The organism is Nocardia concava NBRC 100430 (genome assembly GCF_000308815.1).
Taxonomy (GTDB): Bacteria; Actinomycetota; Actinomycetes; order Mycobacteriales; family Mycobacteriaceae; genus Nocardia; species Nocardia concava.
The window spans coordinates 171,110-189,286 of sequence record NZ_BAFX01000095.1; the positions used below are offsets into that span (position 1 = coordinate 171,110).

General features: G+C 68.4%; 20 protein-coding genes. 9 read left to right on the top strand and 11 right to left on the bottom strand.

What is annotated here, in order from left to right; all coding sequences use genetic code 11:
• Window positions 1-2 precede the first annotated feature (2 nt).
• Window positions 3-569 (top strand): WKL family lipoprotein, encoded by a 567-nt coding sequence (locus ON43_RS22490; RefSeq protein ID WP_040810457.1) that lies wholly within the window; start codon window positions 3-5, stop codon window positions 567-569.
• A 144-nt stretch (window positions 570-713) separates the two neighbouring features.
• On the opposite strand, the gene ON43_RS22495 is transcribed toward ON43_RS22490, so the two are convergent.
• Window positions 714-2,789: a ribonuclease J gene (locus tag ON43_RS22495; RefSeq protein WP_281033328.1), complete on the bottom strand. Its 2,076-nt coding sequence runs from the start codon at window positions 2,787-2,789 to the stop codon at window positions 714-716.
• On the bottom strand, window positions 2,786-3,694 hold the full coding sequence (gene dapA, locus ON43_RS22500; RefSeq protein ID WP_040810458.1) for a 4-hydroxy-tetrahydrodipicolinate synthase: 909 nt from the start codon (window positions 3,692-3,694) through the stop codon (window positions 2,786-2,788). Before dapA ends, ON43_RS22495 begins: the two co-directional genes overlap by 4 nt.
• A 147-nt stretch (window positions 3,695-3,841) precedes the next feature.
• On the opposite strand from dapA, the gene ON43_RS22505 reads away from it, so the two are divergent.
• Window positions 3,842-4,297 carry a hypothetical protein gene (locus tag ON43_RS22505; RefSeq protein WP_040810459.1) on the top strand — a complete coding sequence of 152 codons (456 nt, stop codon included), beginning with the start codon at window positions 3,842-3,844 and terminating at the stop codon, window positions 4,295-4,297.
• Window positions 4,298-4,385: 88 nt separating this feature from the next.
• Here ON43_RS22505 and ON43_RS22510 read toward each other — a convergent pair whose 3' ends face one another.
• From ON43_RS22510 to ON43_RS22525, 4 genes are all read right to left on the bottom strand, one after another.
• Window positions 4,386-5,438 (bottom strand): DUF8320 family protein, encoded by a 1,053-nt coding sequence (locus ON43_RS22510; protein ID WP_051178948.1) that lies wholly within the window; start codon window positions 5,436-5,438, stop codon window positions 4,386-4,388.
• Window positions 5,425-6,711, bottom strand: a complete 1,287-nt coding sequence (locus tag ON43_RS22515) for a sensor histidine kinase (RefSeq protein WP_040810460.1) — start codon at window positions 6,709-6,711, stop codon at window positions 5,425-5,427. The genes ON43_RS22510 and ON43_RS22515 overlap by 14 nt, the downstream gene beginning before the upstream one ends.
• Entirely contained in the window at window positions 6,708-7,376 is a 669-nt protein-coding gene (locus tag ON43_RS22520) for a response regulator transcription factor (RefSeq protein WP_040810580.1), read from the bottom strand. The genes ON43_RS22515 and ON43_RS22520 overlap by 4 nt, the downstream gene beginning before the upstream one ends.
• Window positions 7,377-7,491: 115 nt before the next feature.
• On the bottom strand, window positions 7,492-7,944 hold the full coding sequence (locus ON43_RS22525) for a flavodoxin family protein (RefSeq protein WP_040810581.1): 453 nt from the start codon (window positions 7,942-7,944) through the stop codon (window positions 7,492-7,494).
• 202 nt (window positions 7,945-8,146) lie between these two features.
• Between ON43_RS22525 and ON43_RS22530 the strand changes: the two genes are divergently transcribed.
• A complete protein-coding gene (locus tag ON43_RS22530) occupies window positions 8,147-9,481 on the top strand; it encodes an MFS transporter (RefSeq protein ID WP_083913611.1) in 1,335 nt (444 codons plus the stop codon).
• Window positions 9,482-9,492: 11 nt separating this feature from the next.
• Here ON43_RS22530 and ON43_RS22535 read toward each other — a convergent pair whose 3' ends face one another.
• The 3 genes from ON43_RS22535 to ON43_RS22545 all read right to left on the bottom strand — a co-directional run bounded on the left by ON43_RS22535 (window position 9,493) and on the right by ON43_RS22545 (window position 12,064).
• Window positions 9,493-11,019, bottom strand: coding sequence for an MFS transporter (locus ON43_RS22535; RefSeq protein ID WP_245568696.1), 1,527 nt, complete (start codon window positions 11,017-11,019; stop codon window positions 9,493-9,495).
• Between the two features lie 64 nt (window positions 11,020-11,083).
• Complete coding sequence (locus tag ON43_RS22540; protein ID WP_040810463.1) at window positions 11,084-11,572, bottom strand: DnaJ family domain-containing protein; 489 nt, start codon at window positions 11,570-11,572, stop codon at window positions 11,084-11,086.
• Between the two features lie 21 nt (window positions 11,573-11,593).
• Complete coding sequence (locus tag ON43_RS22545; RefSeq protein ID WP_051178925.1) at window positions 11,594-12,064, bottom strand: VOC family protein; 471 nt, start codon at window positions 12,062-12,064, stop codon at window positions 11,594-11,596.
• Between the two features lie 70 nt (window positions 12,065-12,134).
• On the opposite strand from ON43_RS22545, the gene ON43_RS42695 reads away from it, so the two are divergent.
• A complete protein-coding gene (locus ON43_RS42695; protein ID WP_051178926.1) occupies window positions 12,135-12,803 on the top strand; it encodes a TetR/AcrR family transcriptional regulator in 669 nt (222 codons plus the stop codon).
• 124 nt (window positions 12,804-12,927) lie between these two features.
• On the top strand, window positions 12,928-13,161 hold the full coding sequence (locus tag ON43_RS22555) for a hypothetical protein (RefSeq protein ID WP_040810465.1): 234 nt from the start codon (window positions 12,928-12,930) through the stop codon (window positions 13,159-13,161).
• Here the strand turns inward: ON43_RS22555 and ON43_RS22560 are convergent.
• Together ON43_RS22560 and ON43_RS22565 are read right to left on the bottom strand one after the other, a co-directional pair.
• Window positions 13,158-13,715 (bottom strand): DUF6817 domain-containing protein, encoded by a 558-nt coding sequence (locus ON43_RS22560; protein WP_051178927.1) that lies wholly within the window; start codon window positions 13,713-13,715, stop codon window positions 13,158-13,160. The two genes, ON43_RS22555 and ON43_RS22560, sit on opposite strands and share 4 nt — an antisense overlap.
• Window positions 13,712-15,148, bottom strand: a complete 1,437-nt coding sequence (locus ON43_RS22565) for a DHA2 family efflux MFS transporter permease subunit (RefSeq protein ID WP_086007996.1) — start codon at window positions 15,146-15,148, stop codon at window positions 13,712-13,714. The genes ON43_RS22560 and ON43_RS22565 overlap by 4 nt, the downstream gene beginning before the upstream one ends.
• A 94-nt stretch (window positions 15,149-15,242) precedes the next feature.
• Here ON43_RS22565 and ON43_RS22570 point away from each other — a divergent pair, with 94 nt between their 5' ends.
• The 4 genes from ON43_RS22570 to ON43_RS22585 form a co-directional block, all read left to right on the top strand.
• Window positions 15,243-15,692, top strand: a complete 450-nt coding sequence (locus tag ON43_RS22570) for a MarR family winged helix-turn-helix transcriptional regulator (RefSeq protein ID WP_040810592.1) — start codon at window positions 15,243-15,245, stop codon at window positions 15,690-15,692.
• Between the two features lie 87 nt (window positions 15,693-15,779).
• Window positions 15,780-16,514, top strand: coding sequence for a GntR family transcriptional regulator (locus tag ON43_RS22575; RefSeq protein ID WP_040810466.1), 735 nt, complete (start codon window positions 15,780-15,782; stop codon window positions 16,512-16,514).
• A 75-nt stretch (window positions 16,515-16,589) separates the two neighbouring features.
• Window positions 16,590-17,336 carry an aspartate/glutamate racemase family protein gene (locus tag ON43_RS22580; protein WP_040810468.1) on the top strand — a complete coding sequence of 249 codons (747 nt, stop codon included), beginning with the start codon at window positions 16,590-16,592 and terminating at the stop codon, window positions 17,334-17,336.
• The coding region (locus ON43_RS22585; RefSeq protein WP_040810470.1) for a DUF6986 family protein at window positions 17,333-18,177 on the top strand (845 nt) is incomplete at its 3' end. The genes ON43_RS22580 and ON43_RS22585, both read left to right, overlap by 4 nt.

Genomic DNA, 18,177 nt, shown 5'->3' on the forward strand with positions numbered 1-18,177 from the left:
CGTTGAAGCACAACATCTTCCGCGCGACCGCCGCGCTGATGCTGGCCACCTCGGCCCTGGGCCTGGTGGCCTGCAGCAAGTCCGATGACAGCAGCAAGGCCGCCGCCACCACCTCGGCCGCGGCCAAGCCCGCCGGGAAGTTCAGCGGCGACACCGACGGCGGCGACGGCAAGCTCACCGGTGCGGCCCCCGCCCCGACCACCGTCGCGGATCTGGCCAAGCCGAGCGTCGCCGACCTGAACGACAAGGTCACCAAGGCGTTCGATCCGGCCATCGACTCCAAGACCAAGACCGATTGGATCGAGGACGCCGCCCTGGACCCGCAGCTCGCGCAGAAGCTGGTCGACGCCGCCAAGGCCAACAACGTCAAGATCAAGATCACCAACGTGGGCGATCCGGCCGACGGCAAGCTCAAGGCCGACGCCGATGTCACCATCGACGGCAAGCCCGTTCAGAACGCGACCGTCTCCTTCGTCGCCGACGGCACCGACTGGAAGATCGACCACAACTACGCCTGCTCGATCGTGAAGGCCGCCAAGCTCGATTCCGCCGCCTGCCAGGATAAGTAGAAGCTCCTCCGTCATCCCGGCATACTTTTGGCCGGGATCCACACCTGCGCAGTGGATTCCGGCCAAAAGCGCGCCGGAATGACGAAATCGCCCCGACAGCCGAGACTGTCGGGGCGATTTCCGTTGCCCTGCTTCGCCTTCCGGCTACACGCCGATGACCGTGGGGACGATCATCGGGCGGCGGCGGTAGGTTTCGGCGACCCAGCGGCCGACGACGCGGCGGACCGACTGGGCGATGCGGTGGGTGTCGGTGACGCCCTCGACGGCCAGGCGGTGCAGTTCGCTCTCGACGAGTTCCTGTGCGCCGGTGAGGGCTTCGGGGTCGTCGGAGAAGCCGCGGCCGGTGACCTCGGGGGTGCTGACGGCCTTGCCGGTGGCGGAGTCGATGGCGACATTGATGGAGATGAAGCCGCCCTCGCCGAGGACCAGGCGGTCCGAGAGGGTGGATTCGCCGACGTCGCCGACCGACAGGCCGTCGACGTAGACCTGGCCGACGGGGACGCGGCCGGTGATGGTGGCGATGCCGTCGACCAGGTCGACCACGACGCCGTTCTCCGCCAGGATGACCCGGTCCTCCGGCACGCCGGTCGCCACCGCGAGCGCGCCGTTGGCACGCAGGTGCCGCCATTCGCCGTGCACGGGCATGGCGTTGGTGGGCCGCACCGCGTTGTAGAGGTAGAGCAGCTCGCCCGCCGAAGCATGGCCCGAGACATGGACTTTCGCGCTCTGCTGGGTGACGACCGTGGCGCCGAGGCGGGCCAGGCCGTTCACGACCGCGAAGACCGCGTTCTCATTGCCCGGGATCAGCGAGGAGGCCAGCACCACGAGATCGTCGGGGCGGATATTGATCTGGCGGTGGTCACCGCGCGCCATGCGGGACAGCGCCGAGAGCGGCTCACCCTGCGAACCAGTGGAGATCAGCACCAGCTTGTGCACCGGCAGATTCGCGGCCTGATCCAGATCGACCACCAGGCCGTCCGGAATATCCAGGTAGCCGAGATCCTGCGCGATCTGCATATTGCGGACCATGGACCGGCCCACGAAGCACACCCGGCGGTCGTAGCGCTGCGCCACGTCCACCACCTGCTGGATGCGGTGCACGTGAGAAGCGAAGGAGGCCACGATGACTCGGCCCTTGGCCTTGCCGATCACATTGTCGAGCACCGGGCCGATCTCGCGCTCGGGCGTCACGAAGCCCGGCACCTCGGCGTTGGTGGAGTCGACCAGGAACAGGTCCACGCCCTCGTCACCGAGGCGGGAGAACCCGGCCAGGTCGGTGAGGCGGCCGTCGAGCGGCAGCTGGTCCAGCTTGATGTCGCCGGTGTGCAGCGCGATGCCCGCGGGCGTGCGGATCGCGACCGCGATGGCGTCCGGAATCGAGTGGTTGACCGCGAAGTACTCGCAGCCGAACGGCCCGTGCGTGGTGTTCTCGCCCTCGGTGATCTCGAACAGGTTGGGCTGCAGGCGATGTTCGCGGCACTTGGCCGCCACCAGCGCGAGGGTGAACTTCGCGCCGATGACCGGGATGTCGCGGCGCAGGCGCAGCAGGAACGGCACCGCGCCGATGTGATCCTCGTGCCCGTGGGTCAGGATCACCGCGGCGATATCGTCCATGCGGTTCTCGATGGGACCGAAGTCGGGCAGGATCAGGTCGACGCCGGGCTGCTGATCCTCGGGGAACAGCACGCCGCAGTCGACGATGAGCAGCTTGCCGTCGTACTCGAAAACGGTCATGTTGCGGCCGATTTCGCCGATGCCGCCGAGCGCGAACACCCGCAGGCCGCCCTTGGGGGCCTTGGGCGGGGTGCCCATGGCGTGCGGATCGCGCGGTGCGGGGGCGGGCTCGCGATCGCGGCCGCCCTGACGGCCCCGGCCGCCGCCACCGCCGCGGCGGTTGCGGTCGCCACCGCGGGAACGCGAATCATCCTGGCGCGACCGCGAGTCGTCCTGGCGGGACTCCTGGCGCGAGCGCGGCGCTTCCTCGGCCGGTCTGGACGCCTTGGCCGCACCACCCCGGCCCCGGCCGTTGCGCTCGCGAACCGGTTCGGCCGCAGCGGATTCCGACCGCGCGGCGGTGCTCACCTGCTCCGACTGGGCGGCAGCAGCCGGTTCCGGCTGGGCCGCGAGAGCGGGCTGCACGGGGGTTTCGGGGGCCGGGGCGGGCGCACCGGCGGCGCGGCTGGCGGTCCGGCGGGGGCGGCGTGCGATGGGGTCGCTCATGCAAGCACCCCGGCCGCGTGCAGGTCGACGACCAATTCGTCGAGTTGATCCTTGGTGGGCATGAGTTGGGGCAAACGTGGCTCTCCGGTCTCGGTACCGAGCAGGCGCAGCGCGCCCTTGGTCATGGCGACACCGCCGAGGCGGGCCATCGCGCGATTCAGCGGCAGCATGCTGACGTTGATCTCGCGGGCCCGGGCCATGTCACCGGCGTTGTAGGCGTCCAGCAGGGCGCGCAGGCGGTCCGGCACGAGATGGCCGATGACGCTGATGAATCCGGTCGCGCCGACCGACAGCCACGGCAGGTTGAGCACGTCGTCGCCGGAATAGAAGGACAGCCCGGTCTCCGCGATGAGCTCCGCGCCCGAGCCCAGATCGCCCTTGGCGTCCTTCACCGCGACGATGCGCGGGTGCTCGGCGAGACGGCGAATGGTGTCGGTGGCAATGGGCACCACCGACCGCGGCGGAATGTCGTAGAGGGTGACCGGCAGATCGGTCGCGTCGGCGATCGCGGTGAAGTGCGCGAGCAGGCCGTCCTGGTTGGGACGCGAGTAGTACGGGGTGACGACGAGCAAACCGTGCGCGCCCGCGCGCTGGGCATTGCGGGAGAGTTCGATGCTGTGCGCGGTGTCGTAGGTTCCGGTGCCCGCGATGACGGTGGCACGATCACCGACGGCGTCCACGACGGCGCGCAGCAGGTCGAACTTCTCGGACTCGGTGGTGGTCGGTGACTCGCCGGTGGTGCCGGAGATGGCGAGCAGATCGACGCCGCCGTCGATCAGGCGGGCGGCCAGCGCGACACCGGCATCGACGTCGAGCTTGCCTTCGGCGGTAAAGGGGGTCACCATCGCGACACCTACTGTGCCGGACGCGCGCAGCTCGGTTCGCGTCGATTCACCGTTCGTCATAGTCAGAAAGGCTACAGCCTCGACGGAACGGGATTTGCACCGTTATACCCGAACCGTGCCCGGTGCGATGGCGATTCGCGTCAAGCGCCCGATTCTGGCGTCAGATGTTTCCTTGAATGATGTCATATGTGACGTCACACTGGTGTCATGGATCTCGATAAATACACCTCCCAGCTGCGCGAGAACCTGATCGCGGCGGCTGCCCTGGGTGATGAGAAGACTCAGGCCACGGCCGCCGCGCTGGCCGCCGCCACCGAGAACTCGGCGCGGCTGGTGTTGCTGGCCGCGCTGTCGGAACTCGCCGCGGAGGTGAGCGCGACGCTGCCCGATCGCGCCGTGCACGTGTCGGTCGACGGCACCGACGCGCACGTCGATGTCCGCAGGACCGAGAGCGAAGAGGAGGAGCAGCATCCGACGTTCGAGGAGGTCACCGGTGATATCAGCCGGGTGACGCTGCGGCTGGTCGAGCAGCTCAAGTCGCGGGCGGAGGAGGCGGCCGCGCAGAGCGGGCAGTCGCTCAACGGGTGGCTGTCGTCGACCGTCCAGTCCGCGCTGCGAGATCAGATGCGAAAGGGCGGCCCCGGGCGCTGCGACACTCCCTGAAAGGCCGCCTCACCTCGTCATCCCGGCGTGCTTTTGGCCGGGATCCATGGTGGATTCCGGCCAAAAGCACGCCGGAATGACGGAGAGGTCAGTCGGCCGAGACGGTGACCTTGCCGTCGGTGTCGATCTCGGTCCGGCGGTCGTAATCGGGCCCGGTCGCGAGGACGGTCGCCAGCACGTGGCGGCCCAGCGGGAGCACCCGCACGGTGATGCGGCCGGAGTTGATGGCGTCGAGTTCCTTTGTGGCGGCGTCGATCACGCGTTTGCGGACCCATTGGGGGACGCCCGAGAAACCGCCGTCGTCGAGGAGGATGACCTCCACACCGCGTGCCCGTGCACCACGGGCCGCGCCGCTCAATTCATCGGTCACCAGCTGCGGCGCGCGCAGGCCGTCGCGAAGTTCGGCCTCCAGCAGGCGGCATTCCTCGCGTTCGGTGGCGCTGAGTTCCGCGCCCTCGGCAATGCGTTCCAGTATCGGGCGGGCCACCCGGTCGAGGCGGGCGAGCTGGCGGGTGCGTTCGCTGTCGGCGGCGGCCATGGTGGCCTCGGCGGCGGCGCGCATCATGGCGTCCTCGCGCAGCATGCGCAGGGAACGCTGCATGGGTCGCATGACCGCGGTGAAAACCGAGATGGCCGTGACGGTTCCGACCGGGACGAGCGAGCCGGCCAAGGTGCCGGGCTGGAGGCGGCCGCCGATCAGTCCGATCGCGACGAGCACGGCGGCGACGGCGGTGACACCGACCCACGCCGTGCGAATCCGGCCCCGCAACACCAAGACCGCGAGTACATAGGACGAGGCGAACGCGGACCACACCGTCTCGTGCACGACATCGCGTTCGGGGGTCATGACGGTCAACGCGGTGGCCAGCGGCGGCGCGGCGGCCGCGTACAGCGCCACCGGAATCGGCAACGGGTCCACCGGAATCGCGGTGACCAGTGCGCCCGCGCTGAGCATGAGCACGAGGCTGGCCAGTGCCGCCCACAGTGGCGACTGGCCGAAGTTGCGCATCATGTACAGCGCGATGACGGCTTCCAGGATGAGCAGGAACAGCCAGGCCGCGCTGCCGCGCAGGCCGAGCAGATCGCGCAGGCCGAAGCGGGGGTCCAGATCCAGCAGGCGGTTGTTGTCAGCGGGAACCATCGCCACCCCAGACCAGCGTCACGGTGGTGCCCTCGCCCGGTTGGGATTCCACGAACGCCGAACCGCCCGCCAGCTGGCGCATGCGGCCCAGGATGCTCATGGAGATGCCGAGCCGGTCGGCGGTGACCGCGGCCAGGTCGAAGCCCGCGCCGTCATCGGTGAAGGCGATGCGAATGCTGCCCGCGCTGACCGTGGCGGTCACGGTGCGGCGCACCTCGCGGCCCGGAACGGCGGCGTGGCGCAGGCTGTTTCGCACGGCCTCGGTCAGGGCGGCGGCGATGGTGCTGGCCGAATGTACCGGCATGCGCAGATCGTCGAAGCCGGGCCAGGTGCGGGTGGCGAAGCGAACGCTGGGATTGATCTCGTGCACGGCGGCGCGCAGGAACAGCACGGCCGAGCGGGCGTCGAGGAGATCGGGATCGCGTTCCTCGCCACGGTATTCGTCGAGTTGCTCCAGGGTGCGCTCGGCTTGGCGTTGCAGCACATCGGAGGCGGTTCCCGCGCGGGAGGCCTCCAACAGCGTGGACAGCACGGCGTCGTGGATGAGCGCGGCGAAGCGGGCGTGCTCGCGGTCGCGGGCCTGGGCGGCGGCCTGGGCGGCGGCGCGGCGGCTGGCGATGGCCGACTCGCGGTCGACACGGGCGGCGGCGCCGGTGACCGCGGTGCCGCACCAGACGAACAGGGCCGCCAAACCCGCTGAGCGCAGGAAGTTCTCGGCCACATGCTGCGTGGTCAGCGCGGGCACCGTGTACACCGTCGCGGCGGCGGCCGAGGTCGCGGCGGTCAGCAGATAGGCGACGGTCAGCCGGGTCGGCCAGGCCAGCACGGCCGCGGTCACCGCCAGCGCGGTCACCCGGTACGGCCACACCGTGGTGCCGTCGACCGAATGCAGTTCGACACCGAACGGGATCGAGGCCAGCGCGCCCAGGAAACTGACCGCGGCGCAACCGCATACGAAGCGGGTGGCGCGCGGGCCGGACAGCGCCGACACCACCGAGATCACGGGGTACCAGCCGAAGGCCAGCACCAGCGCGGTCACGCTCCACCAGGCCGGCGCGTGCCGGCCCTGTTCGGCGACCTCCGGCAGCTCGACGCAGCCGACGATCACGCCCGCGATGCCGATCGAAATGCCCAGGCGCCGCATGATGCGGTCGTAGGCGGCGGTGGCCGGATCGTCCTTCATGAGGTTGCCGCGCAGGCGTTTGGTGAATGCCGCGACCGAGGGCAGCGGCCGCGATACGGCCGGTGTTTCGAGGGTGCCCGAGGCGGTCATGCCCGCGGATTCCGTTCGGGGACAGGCAGCCACCCGTCCTCGACGGCCCGCTTGTACAGGTCGGTCTTGGTGGGAGCCGGGCGGCCGGCGTCGGAGTACTTCTGCCGGATGCGGCCGAGGTAGTCGTTCACCGTCTGCTCCGACAGGCCCGTCATGCGCGCGACCCGGGAGGCCTTCTCGCCCGAGGCGTAGAGCTGCAGCACCTGCTGCTGACGCGGGCTCAATCCGACATCCGACAGCTGCGGATCGCCGTCGATGGCGGCCGCCCAGTCCGTCGTGACGACCTGCTCGCCGTGCGCGGCGCGGCGCACGGCCGCGACCACGGTCGGCACATCCTCGGATTTGCGCACCACCCCCAGCACACCCTCGCGCGCGGCGGCGCGCACCAGGAACGGATTGTCGGCGCCGGTGAACACCAGCACCTCGATCCCCCGCGCCCGCAGCGCCCGCACATTGTCTTCCGGCGCGGACCCGTCGGCCAGCCGCAGATCCAATACCACCAGATCCAATTTCGGCCCCGCCGACAACAACTCACCCACGGTCCCCGCGGTGATCACCAACTCCAGATCGGCCTCCGGCGCCAACATCGCCGACAGTCCGATCGCCACCGACTCATGGTCCTCGACCAGCCCGATCCGGCGTATCCCCGACTCTTGCGCCTCCACGGCGGCCGTCACCTCTTCCCACACTCACCAGGTACGTCCTACGCGAACGTCCCACCGAGTATGACGGTCCGACCACCGGATGTGTCAGCCACCAGAATTCGGGGGAAGAGTCAGTTCACCCCATCAACCGCGCCGCGACCGTCGCCCCCAACTCCCAGCACTTCTCGATATCCCCCTTCTCCGGCTTCCCCGAAACGATCACCGGCGCAGCCGCCTTCTCCCACCCGAGCCCGGTAGTAGCACTCTCCACACTCCGCTCGGCCCCCTCGGTCCCCTGATTCCCGTGAATATAAAGCCCGTACGGGCGGCCTTTAGTCGAGTCCAGGCATGGGTAGTAAAAGGTGTCGAACGCATGCTTGAGCGCCCCACTCATATACCCGAGATTCGCAGGCGTCCCGAGCAAATACCCATCAGCGGCAAGCACATCACTAGCGGTCACCCCCAACGCCGCCCGCCGAACCACCTCAACCCCTTCAATCTCCGGATCGGTCGCCCCCGACACCACCGCCTCGAACATCTCCTGCAAGAACGGCGACGGCGTGTGATGAATGATCAACAGAGTCGGCACCACCCGAGCGTATCCCGCCCTACCCGCTCCGCCCGCTCCATGCCGGTCACGGTTCTTGCCCGTACGGATAGAAGACCTTGCCTGCGTCCAGCAGTGATCACGATCACTAACCGGGTTTAGGTACTGGTGGGGGTGGGTGGTGGCGGGCCCGTGCGGGTGGGGTGCTGTTTGCGGGTTGTGAGCTTGGGTATCGATTTATTCCATGCGAGATTCGTTGGAATCGGACAGGGTCGGGTTTCCCTTGCGGAGGTCGGTTGCCGCTAGTGCGATGGGGAATGCCACCGAGTGGTTTGACTATGGCGTGTATGCCGCTACGGCTGGGTATCTGACATCTGCGTTCTTTCCGGGTGAGTTGGGCACCCTTGGCACCATGTTGGGCTTCGCGGTTTCGTTTGTGCTGCGTCCGCTGGGTGGGATGGTGTGGGGGCCGTTGGGGGATCGGATCGGGCGGAAGGCGGTGCTGGCGACCACGATTCTGTTGATGTCGGCGGCCACCGGGGCCATCGGTCTGCTGCCGACCCATGCCACCGCCGGGGTGCTCGCGCCGGTGCTGTTGATTCTGTTGCGGGTCGTGCAGGGTTTCTCTACCGGTGGTGAATATGGTGGTGCCGCAACGTATCTGGCGGAATGCGCCGGGGATCGTAAACGGGGTTTTCTGGGGAGTTTCCTCGAATTCGGCACGCTGGCAGGGTTTGTCGGCGGGTCGGCGGTGGTGCTGGCTTGTCAGGTGATTCTCGGGTCGGATGCCATGTACGACGGTGGGTGGCGGATTCCGTTTCTGCTGGCCGTGCCGTTGGGGCTGACGGGGTGGTATCTGCGGGCCAAGCTGGATGAGTCGCCGGTGTTCACCGAACTGTCGGAGCAAGATGAGCGCGATACTCCGCCGGCGGGGTTGTGGGAGGTGCTCACCACCTACCGGCGTGAGGTGCTCACCCTGGTCGGGTTGGTTGTGGCGCTCAATGTGGTGAACTACACGCTGCTCACCTATCAGCCCACCTACCTGCAGCACACGCTCGGGGTTGGTGAATCCACCACCACCGCAATGATGTTGATCGGCCAGGTGGTGATGATGGTGTCGCTGCCGTTCTTCGGGCGGCTGTCCGATCGGGTCGGGCGGCGGCCTATGTGGCTGGTGTCGCTGATCGGGCTCGCCGCTCTCGCCATACCCATGTATTGGTTGATGGGGCGCGGAATCGTTTGGGCCGTCATCGGATTCATCGTGCTGGGGTTGCTGTACGTGCCGCAGTTGTCGACCATCAGCGCGACGTTCCCGGCCATCTTCCCGACGCATGTGCGCTATGCGGGATTCGCGTTGGGCTACAACGTGTCCACGGCTCTGTTCGGTGGCACCGCCCCGCTGGTCAACGAGGCGGTGATCGAGCGGACGGGCTGGTCGCTGTTCCCGGCGGCCTATATGGTGGCGGCCTCCATGATCGGGTTGATCGCCTGTGCGTTCCTGCGGGAGACCGCGGGAACCTCGCTGAACGGCTGCGAGATTCCCGAGGCCGAGGTCGCTCCCATCGCGGCGCGCCCCTGATCACCGCACGACTACCGGCGAGGCCCGACCTCCCTGAATGCGACGATCGCGACCACCGCGAGGAGTACGAAAGCCACTGCGCTGATGGCTGATACGGCGTGCAGGCCGACGGTGAATGCCGAGTCGGCGGCGGACCGCACGCCGTCGGCCAGCGCGGACGGCAGGCCCGGCGTCACGGCGGCGGCACCCGTGACGCTGTCCCCAGCCTGAGCGGCCGCCTCAGGCGGAAGACCGTCCGGCAACTGAATCTCGTTGCGGTACACCGCCACACCGATACTGCCGAGCACCGCGACCCCGGCCGCGACGCCGAACTGGCCGCCGGATTCCATCGTCCCCGAGGCCGCACCGGTGCGATCGGGCGGCGCGGCCCCGAGCACCAGGTCGTAGCCGAGGGCCAGGCCGGGTCCGATGCCCGCCATGGCGATGGCGAAACCGGTTACCAGCACAGGCAATCCGCCATCGGCCGTGACCAGCATCAGAGTGCCGTAGCCGATCGCGGAGACAACCATCCCGGTGGCGATGATGTAGGCGGGCCGGAATCGCTGGGCCAGGACCGGTGATACGCCGATGGTCACAAGCATGGCGAGGGCGGGCGGGACCAGCCAGAGCCCGGCGCGCAGGGCGGACAGGCCCAGCACCGACTGCAGGAAAAGATTGATCATCAGGATCGCGCCGCCCTGCATCATGCCGGTGACCAGGCTGGACCCGAACGCGCCGCGAAAGATCCGATTGCCGAACAGGCTTACGTCGATCAGCGGATCGGGCAGACGACGCTGACGTCGTACGAACGCGAACCCGGCAACAGCACCGATCACGAGTGCCACCCACGCGCCCGGATTCCTACCGTCGCGGGCCAATTCGGTGATCCCGTAGACGGCGGGCAGCACCGCGGCTAACGAAAGGACGACGCTGATCGGATCCGGCCGCCCGGCATCACGAGTTCGGCTCTCCGGCAAGAGAATCGGCCCCGCGATCAGCAGCATCACCATGACCGGCACGGCCAGCAGGAACACCGACCCCCACCAGAAGTGCGCGAGCAGCAGCCCACCCGCGATCGGCCCCAGGATGGCCCCTCCCATGAAGCAGCCGGTGAATGCGGCCACCGCGCCCGCCCGCTGGGCCGGGTCCGGGAACATGGCGGTGACCAGCGCCAGTCCCGACGGCGCCAGCGTCGCCCCGGCGATGCCGAGCAGGGCACGAGCAGCGATCAGCATGGCCGGATTCACCGCGAACGCGGCCAGCACCGAACTCCCCGCGAACGCCGCCGCCCCCGCCAGCAGCAGTCTGCGATGCCCGATCCGATCCCCGAGTGTCCCCATGGTGACCAGGAATCCGGCGATCATGAAGCCGTAGATGTCGAGGATCCACAACTGTTCGGTGCTGGTGGGCGACAGATCCACCGCGAGTTTCGGCAGGGCCAGATTCAGGACGCTGAAGTCGATCGAGATGACCAGGACGGGCAGCGCGAGCGCGGCCAGCCCCAGCCATTCGCGCCGCCCCGCCTGCTCGGCCCTCGGTTGAATGTCGGTGATATCCACGGGAGTCCCTTTCGTCGGTCACCGAAGCGACGAACGAAGGGACCTCGAATGGACAGCGGCCGGATTACCGTCCGAAAATCCGCCGCCACCAGGGGCGTTCGGCGGGCTCAGGATCGGAAGGTGGCGGCGGGACCGGCCTGCGGGCGGCTCGGGCGGCCTCGCGTTCCGCGCGCCAGTTCTCGACGACCTCGTCCACCTTCAGCGGACCGATCGGGACGTAGGGCCCCGAAGGCATGCGCAGCCATTGCACGATGCGGTCGTTGAGGTCGGTGACCGCGGCGCGAACTTCCTTCTCCGACACCATGTCTCGCACGGTCTCGGGCATGCGTTCGCGTTCGCGCCGCAGCACGATGGATTCGGGGAGCAGGGCGTCGGCGCTCGCGCCCTCGCGTTTCAGATAGCCGCGCAGCCATGAGTCCTCATCGGCCGCGCCGGGCGGAATGGGTTTCCCCGCCCCTTGCAGATTGTCGAATTCGCCGCGCTCGGTAGCTTCACGAACCTGTTTGTCGATCCACGATTCGTAGGTCATTCCGGGCGGTTTGCGCTCGGTCATGACTCCGAGTCTACCGGCGCGTCAGCGTGCTTCTTCGCGCTCGCGGGCGGCGGCGGTCTCGCGCGGGTTGTCGATGGTGAGCGGATCCTCGCCGAGTTCGGTGTGGGATTCCTCTGTGTAGAAGCGGACTTCGTGGCCGTCCGGATCGTGCAACTGGGGCAGGATCCAGCCGAGCGAGGCGCGGTGCACGCCGGCGTGGGACTCACCCAGGCCGGTGAGGTGCCCCGCGAGCGCCTCGAGGGCCGCGCGGTCCGGCACGCCGATCGAGAAGAAGTCGAATCCGGCTGTGGCCGCTGCCCTTTCGGGATCCAGTCGCAGGCCGAGCATGGGTCCGCCGTTCGAATGATGCAGGGCGACACCCCTCAGGACGCCCTGCTCGGTGAATTCGACCCCGACCGTGTACCCGAGCCGCGTGCGGTACCAGTCGATGGAGCGGGTCAGATCGGAAACGGGAAGCTTGAGGTGATGTACCCCGGACAGAGTGGGGATCATTGCTGGTATCCTCTGCAGTACCGATGTAATAGTGCAGCATCACTGTAGTGATGCAGTAAGGATGCAGCGAATGAGCCGCGGTGTCAAGAAGACATCTCCCCTGTGGGACGCCCGCAAGGCCGAGACCGAGCGGAAGATCCTCGACGCGGCGACCCGCCTGTTCCTCTCCGACGGCTACGCCGCCACCTCCCTGGCCGCCGTCGCCGAGGCCGCCGAGGTCGGCTCCCGCACCGTCTACCTGCGCTTCGGCACCAAGGCCGAACTCCTCAAACGCGCCATCGACGTCGCGATCGTCGGCGACACCCAGGACATCGACCTGGCCCACCGCGACTGGCACCTACGCGCCGCCACCGCACCCACCCTCGAGGAACGCATCACCGCCTACGCCCAGGGCGCGGCCCAACTGATGGCCCGAGCCGCCCCGCTGATCGCAGTCGCCACAGCGGCCGAACCCAGCGAACCCCTCATCGCCGAGGCAGCCCAGGCGGGCCGCGCCGCCACCCAGCAGCACATCGCCGACATCTGGCGAAAAATGCACGCCGACAACCTTCTTCACCCCGAAGCCGACCTCGACTGGATCATCACCACGGTCGGCCCGCTGGGCCAGGCCGACACCTACAACCTCGGCGTCCGCACCCTCGGCTGGACCCCCGCCACCTACGAAGCCTGGCTCCACACCACCTGGCTCCGCATGGCCACCACCCCCTCGACCCTCCCGATCCGGGCACCCGAGCGGTGAGAATGCACTCATGCCGTCGAATGCCGAGAAACCCCCTGCGCCAACACCTTCGCGTGGACCGAGATCCGCTTCCCGGCGCGCACGGACGATCGCCGATGCGATCGGCATCGGCGTCGGATCGCTGATGCTCCTGGTGGGCCTCGGCCGAATGCTGCTGCTCCCCCTGGACTGCGCCGGCGACCGCATGGATCCCGGCCAGGTGTGCACCACAACGGAGAAGGGCCACACCGTCACTCGCTCCTTCGAGCAACAGCGGTCCCTGCGTCAGACGACCGACGGCTTCCTGATCGTCGGCGGTCTCGTCGTCGGCGCGGGATCAGCGGTCCTGCTCATCCGCCGCCGCTCCTCCGGGAGCTAACCTCCGAGCTGAGCGTGGCAGGCGTTCCAGGCGGCGGGGGTCAAGTGGGGACGGACTCGGGTGAAGAGGCCGTAGAGGGCCGCGCCGTGTTTGGTTGCCAGGTCGGAGTTTTGGGCCATGACGTCTAGTTCGTTGGCGACCGTGAGTTCGAGGAAGGCGTGGAAGTCGCGGGTGGTGGGTTCGAATTCGGTGCCGGTGAAGCGGTCTCGGAAGACGAGTGGGGTGGCGTCGATTCGGGGGTATAGGGCCGCTCGGTCACAGGAGGCGTAGAAGTAGATGAGGGACTCGGCATCGGGGCCGAGTAGGTCGATAACCGTTGGGCGGTCGGGTAGTTCGACGAGATATTGATCGAAGCCGTCGGTGCCGTAGACGGCGTGGGCCAGACCGGCCAGTTGGAGATCGGCGTCGTGGCCCCAGGCGGCCAGGGTGTCGGACACTCGGCCGAGGTGGGCGAGCAGGGTGCCGCCGGGGTGGGCGATGGCGTCCGCGCCGCGGTCCCGCAGGAACCGCTCGACGCGGGTCCGGCGGGAGGCGAGAGGTTCGGTGTCGGTCACTCTTCCAGTGTGGCGCGGCCCTGATGACGGCGCAGGACCGTCGAGGCGAGCGAGCCCGCCAGCGACAGGACGGCCAGGGCCGCGAAGGCCAGCTGATAGCCGGAGATCAGGGACCAGTCGGATGCCGTTGCGCGGGAGAGGATTACGGCCACCAGCGCCACACCGACCGCGCCACCGATGCGCTGCATGATGTTCACCAGGGCGGAGGCGTCCGGCAGCTGGTCACGGCGCACCGAGGCGTAGGCCGCCGAGGCCAGCGGCATCGCGGCGACGCCCGTCGCCATACCGGCTGCGAACAGCAGGAATTGGATGAGGACGTCGTTCGCGTCGGCGGGCAGGAACGCCAGCGGCAGCACCGCGGCCGCGACGACGAGATTGCCGAGCACCGCGACCCGGCCGCCGCCGAACCGGTCGGTCAGGCGGCCGCCCAGCGGAAGCATCACGATCCCACCCAGCCCGTAGGCGAGCAGGTCGACGCCGGTGCGGATGAGCCCGGTGCCGTGCAGCACCTGGAAGTACAAGGGCAGCAACACCATTACGCCGTACATGGCCCCGCCGGAGAAGAACCCGGCGATATTGGCGGCCCGGAAGCTCGGGTTGCCGAACAGCCGCACATCCAGCACGGATCGCTCGGATCGCAGTGCGCGGGCGAGGAATCCCGCCAGCCCGGCCAGGCCCAGCACCACCGGCAGCCACACCGACAGCGAGGTCACCGACCCGGTCGTGCCGATCTCCGACAGCCCGTAAACGACCGCGGACACGCCGCCACCGGCGAACACCACGCCGAGCACATCCAACCGCTCCGTCGCCGTGCCGCCGGTCCGCGGCAGATACCGCAGCCCGAGCGCCAACCCCATCAGCCCGAACGGAATGTTGATGAGGAACAACCACTCCCAGCTCCAGTGCGCCAGCATCAGCCCGCCGATGGTCGGCCCGATCGCGGGCGCACCGACCACCGCGATGCCGACCACCCCCATGACCCGGCCCATGCGCTGCGGCCCGGCGGCCTGACCCAGGATGGTCTGCCCGGCCGGAATCATCAGCCCGGCCGCGAGCCCCTGCAGAATGCGCATCGCGATCAGCCAGCCCGCGGTCGGCGCGAACGCGCACATCACCGAGGTGAGCGTGAAGGCGACCAGCGCCCCCATCCACAGCCGCGTCACCCCGACCCGCCGCGCGAGCCATCCGCACACGGTCAGCGAAACCCCCAGCGCCAGGAGATAAGCGCTGGCCACCCACTGGATCGTGGCCAGCGACGCACCCAGATCCGCGCCGATCGTGCGCAGCCCGATATTCACCAGCGAGGTGTCCAGCATCCCCATGACCGCGCCGAACACCACCACACCGGCGGTGCGCCAGACATGCGCGGGGATCTTCTCGGAAGCAGCGGCGGGCACTCCCCCGCTGCCGGATACCTGTGTGTCCGTACGCATTTGCGTCACCGGACTCTCCTTCGATAGTTGATGAGCAACTCAATTGCAGACAGTATCAATGATTGAGTTACTCAACAATAGATACAATCAGCGGGTGCCCGACGAACCGTGCAGCGCCCCCGACGTCCAACTCGCCGGCCTGCTGCGACACCCCACTTACGCCCTCGGCAAGCTGCACAAGGCCGTGCACTCGAAGCTGGAAACCCCCCTGCGCGAGCACTGGGTGCTGACCTACCTCGCCGAGAGCAGCAGTGAGCTCTCCCAACAGGACATGGCCAATGCCATGGAGATCGATCGCAGCGAGGTGGTCCGGCTCATCGACAGCCTGGAGAAGGCGGGCCTGGTCACCCGCACCCGCGATCCCGAGGACCGCCGGAAATACCGACTGGCTATCACCGCGGCGGGCAACCGCATGCGCGAGGAGACCGACGCCAAGATCTTCGCCGCCACCGATAACCTGCTCGCTCGCCTCACACCGGCGGAACGCGAAACGCTGCATCGCCTTTCGCTCAAGGCCCTCGGCTACGACGCCGACGAGATTTGACCCACACGACCGCGTAATAGGCCACACAATCGGTCGGAACCGGTCGCGCGTCACGAGTCGCTCGGGCGACGGGCTAGGGTTGGGTCCGTGCCATCTCGCCCGCGTCTACCTCGCCTGCCCCAGCTCAACCCGCCCCTGGATGCCCGCCGCGGCTATTCCCAGCAGGAGATTCTCGGTGAATTGCGCCGGATGATCCTGGAGGGAAACCTGCCCCCGGGCACCGGTCTGCCGCTGGGTGAGATCGCGCGCGCGTTCACGGTGAGCGCGATCCCGGTGCGCGAGTCGCTGCAGACGCTGATCGGCGAGGGCCTGGTCGAGCATCGGCCCAATTTCGGCTACCAGGTCACCATGCTGACCGCCGACGAGCTGCGCGAGCTCTATGTCGTGCGCGAGCGCCTGGAGTCGGTGGCCATGGCCGCGGCCGTGCACAATGCCACCGAGGCCGATCACCAGCTGCTGCGCGAGATCCACGCCCGCCTCGAGCAGGCGGTGCTGACCGAGAACGCGGTGGCCTATCACCGCGAGACCCGCAATTTCCATCTCGCCCTGGTGCGCCCGTCGGGCATGCCGCGCGTGGTGCACATGCTCGAGTACGCGTGGAACATCACCGAGCCGGTGCAGCCCATGGTGCATGTGACGACCATGGACCGCGTGGTGCTGCACGCCGACCACAGCAAGCAGCTGCAGGCCTTCCTCGCGAGGGATGCTGAAGGTTTGCTGGCTGCCAGCGAGGGGCATCACGCACGGCTCAACGGTGTTCTGGAACACCTACCCACGGACACCGGTTTGTTCGCCGAACCCGCAGGTGAAGAAGATATATAACCGCTGAGCCAGGGGCTTTCGAACATATACGGTTCCAGCAACCCCGGAACTATTTCTGTTCGATAGCGTGGTCTCATGCGGATCCGGGTCATCAATCCCAACACCACCGCCGCGATGACGGCACTGATCGGGGAGAGCGCGCGTCTGGTCGCGGCCCCCGGCACGGTGATCGACGCCGTCAACCCCACGATGGGCCCGGCCTCCATCGAGAGCCACTACGACGAGGCGCTCGCCGTGCCCGGCCTGCTGGCCGAGATCGCGCGCGGCGAGGCCGAGGGCGTCGACGGCTACGTGATCGCCTGCTTCGGCGATCCGGGTCTGGACGCCGCGCGGGAGCTGGCGCACGGCCCGGTCATCGGCATCGCCGAGGCGGCCATGCAGTACGCCAGCCACCTGGGCCGCAAGTTCAGCGTCGTGACCACGCTCGGCCGCACCGCGGGCCGGGCCTGGGAGCTGGCGGAACGCTATGGGATGGAACGCTTCTGCGCCGACGTGCACGCCTGCGAGATCCCGGTGCTCGAGCTCGAGGATCCCAAGGCACGCCAGACCATCGCCGACGCCTGCCGCGAGGCCGTGGCCGCCGACAACTCCGACGCCGTCGTGCTCGGCTGCGCCGGGATGGCGGATCTGTGTGAATTCCTGACCGAGGAGGTCGGGGTACCCGTGGTCGACGGCGTCGCCGCCGCCACGCTGACCGTGCAGTCGCTGGTCACCATGAAGTTGCGTAAGTCCGGCCGCGGGGAATTCGCGGCCCCACTACCGAAGAAGTACGTGGGATTGCTCGCCGATTTCGGCATCGAGGAACAGGAGGGCCCGGCGTGACGCTGGCACCGGAGACATTGAACGGGATCGAATCCCGTTTGCAGGCTGTGGATTCGGAGCTGTGTCGGCTCTACCCGGGTGACCGTCCCGGCCAGCCGATTCACACCGCGTACGTATCCGGCGCGGACGCCTCCGTCGACACCCCGCGCGAATGGGGTTCGGGCGCACTGGAACTCGCCGAGAGCCAGCGTGATCTGCTGGTGGAGCTCGCCGGTGAGGAGACCGTGAACCGGGTCTTCGAGACCCTGCGCGAGCGCCCCATCCAGGACCTGCGCTTCGACTTCGAGGACGGCTACGGCACCCGCGGCGACGACGTCGAGGACGCCGCCGCCCTCAATGCCGGTGCGGTGCTCAAAGCCCTTCCGGCCGAGGTGCGTTCGCGCGGCATCCGAACCAAGGGCCTGACCACCCTGGAGTGGGCGCGTGCCATTCGTACCCTGGAGAAGGTCCTGGAGGGCGCGGGCGGCGTGCCCGAGGGCTTCGTGTTCACCGTGCCCAAGATCCGCCACGTCGAGCAGGCCGATCTGACCGTGCAGGTGTCCGAGGCCATCGAGAAGGCGCACGGACTGCCCGCCGGATCGCTGAAGTTCGAGCTGCAGATCGAGTCCCCGCAGGCCATCATCGCCGCCGACGGCACCTCCCCGGTGTCGCAGCTGATCCAGCGCTCGGCCGGACGCTGCACCGGATTGCACTACGGCACTTACGATTACAGCGCCGCGCTGGGCATCGCCCCGAAGTTCCAGTCGCTGGAGCACCCGGTCGCCGACCACGCCAAGGCGGTCATGCAGGCCGCGGCCGCCACCACCGGCGTGTGGGTGTGCGACGGCTCCACCCAGGTGCT

Bases quoted from the DNA above. Each gene is read 5' to 3' on its own strand.
- ON43_RS22495 (WP_281033328.1), bottom strand. From the start codon at position 2,789: ATGAGCGACCCCATCGCACGCCGCCCCCGCCGGACCGCCAGCCGCGCC.
- dapA (WP_040810458.1), bottom strand. From the start codon at position 3,694: ATGACGAACGGTGAATCGACGCGAACCGAGCTGCGCGCGTCCGGCACA.
- ON43_RS22505 (WP_040810459.1), top strand. From the start codon at position 3,842: ATGGATCTCGATAAATACACCTCCCAGCTGCGCGAGAACCTGATCGCG.
- ON43_RS22510 (WP_051178948.1), bottom strand. From the start codon at position 5,438: ATGGTTCCCGCTGACAACAACCGCCTGCTGGATCTGGACCCCCGCTTC.
- ON43_RS22515 (WP_040810460.1), bottom strand. From the start codon at position 6,711: ATGACCGCCTCGGGCACCCTCGAAACACCGGCCGTATCGCGGCCGCTG.
- ON43_RS22530 (WP_083913611.1), top strand. From the start codon at position 8,147: ATGCGAGATTCGTTGGAATCGGACAGGGTCGGGTTTCCCTTGCGGAGG.
- ON43_RS22540 (WP_040810463.1), bottom strand. From the start codon at position 11,572: ATGACCGAGCGCAAACCGCCCGGAATGACCTACGAATCGTGGATCGAC.
- ON43_RS22545 (WP_051178925.1), bottom strand. From the start codon at position 12,064: ATGATCCCCACTCTGTCCGGGGTACATCACCTCAAGCTTCCCGTTTCC.
- ON43_RS42695 (WP_051178926.1), top strand. From the start codon at position 12,135: ATGAGCCGCGGTGTCAAGAAGACATCTCCCCTGTGGGACGCCCGCAAG.
- ON43_RS22555 (WP_040810465.1), top strand. From the start codon at position 12,928: ATGCTCCTGGTGGGCCTCGGCCGAATGCTGCTGCTCCCCCTGGACTGC.
- ON43_RS22565 (WP_086007996.1), bottom strand. From the start codon at position 15,148: ATGCGTACGGACACACAGGTATCCGGCAGCGGGGGAGTGCCCGCCGCT.
- ON43_RS22580 (WP_040810468.1), top strand. From the start codon at position 16,590: ATGCGGATCCGGGTCATCAATCCCAACACCACCGCCGCGATGACGGCA.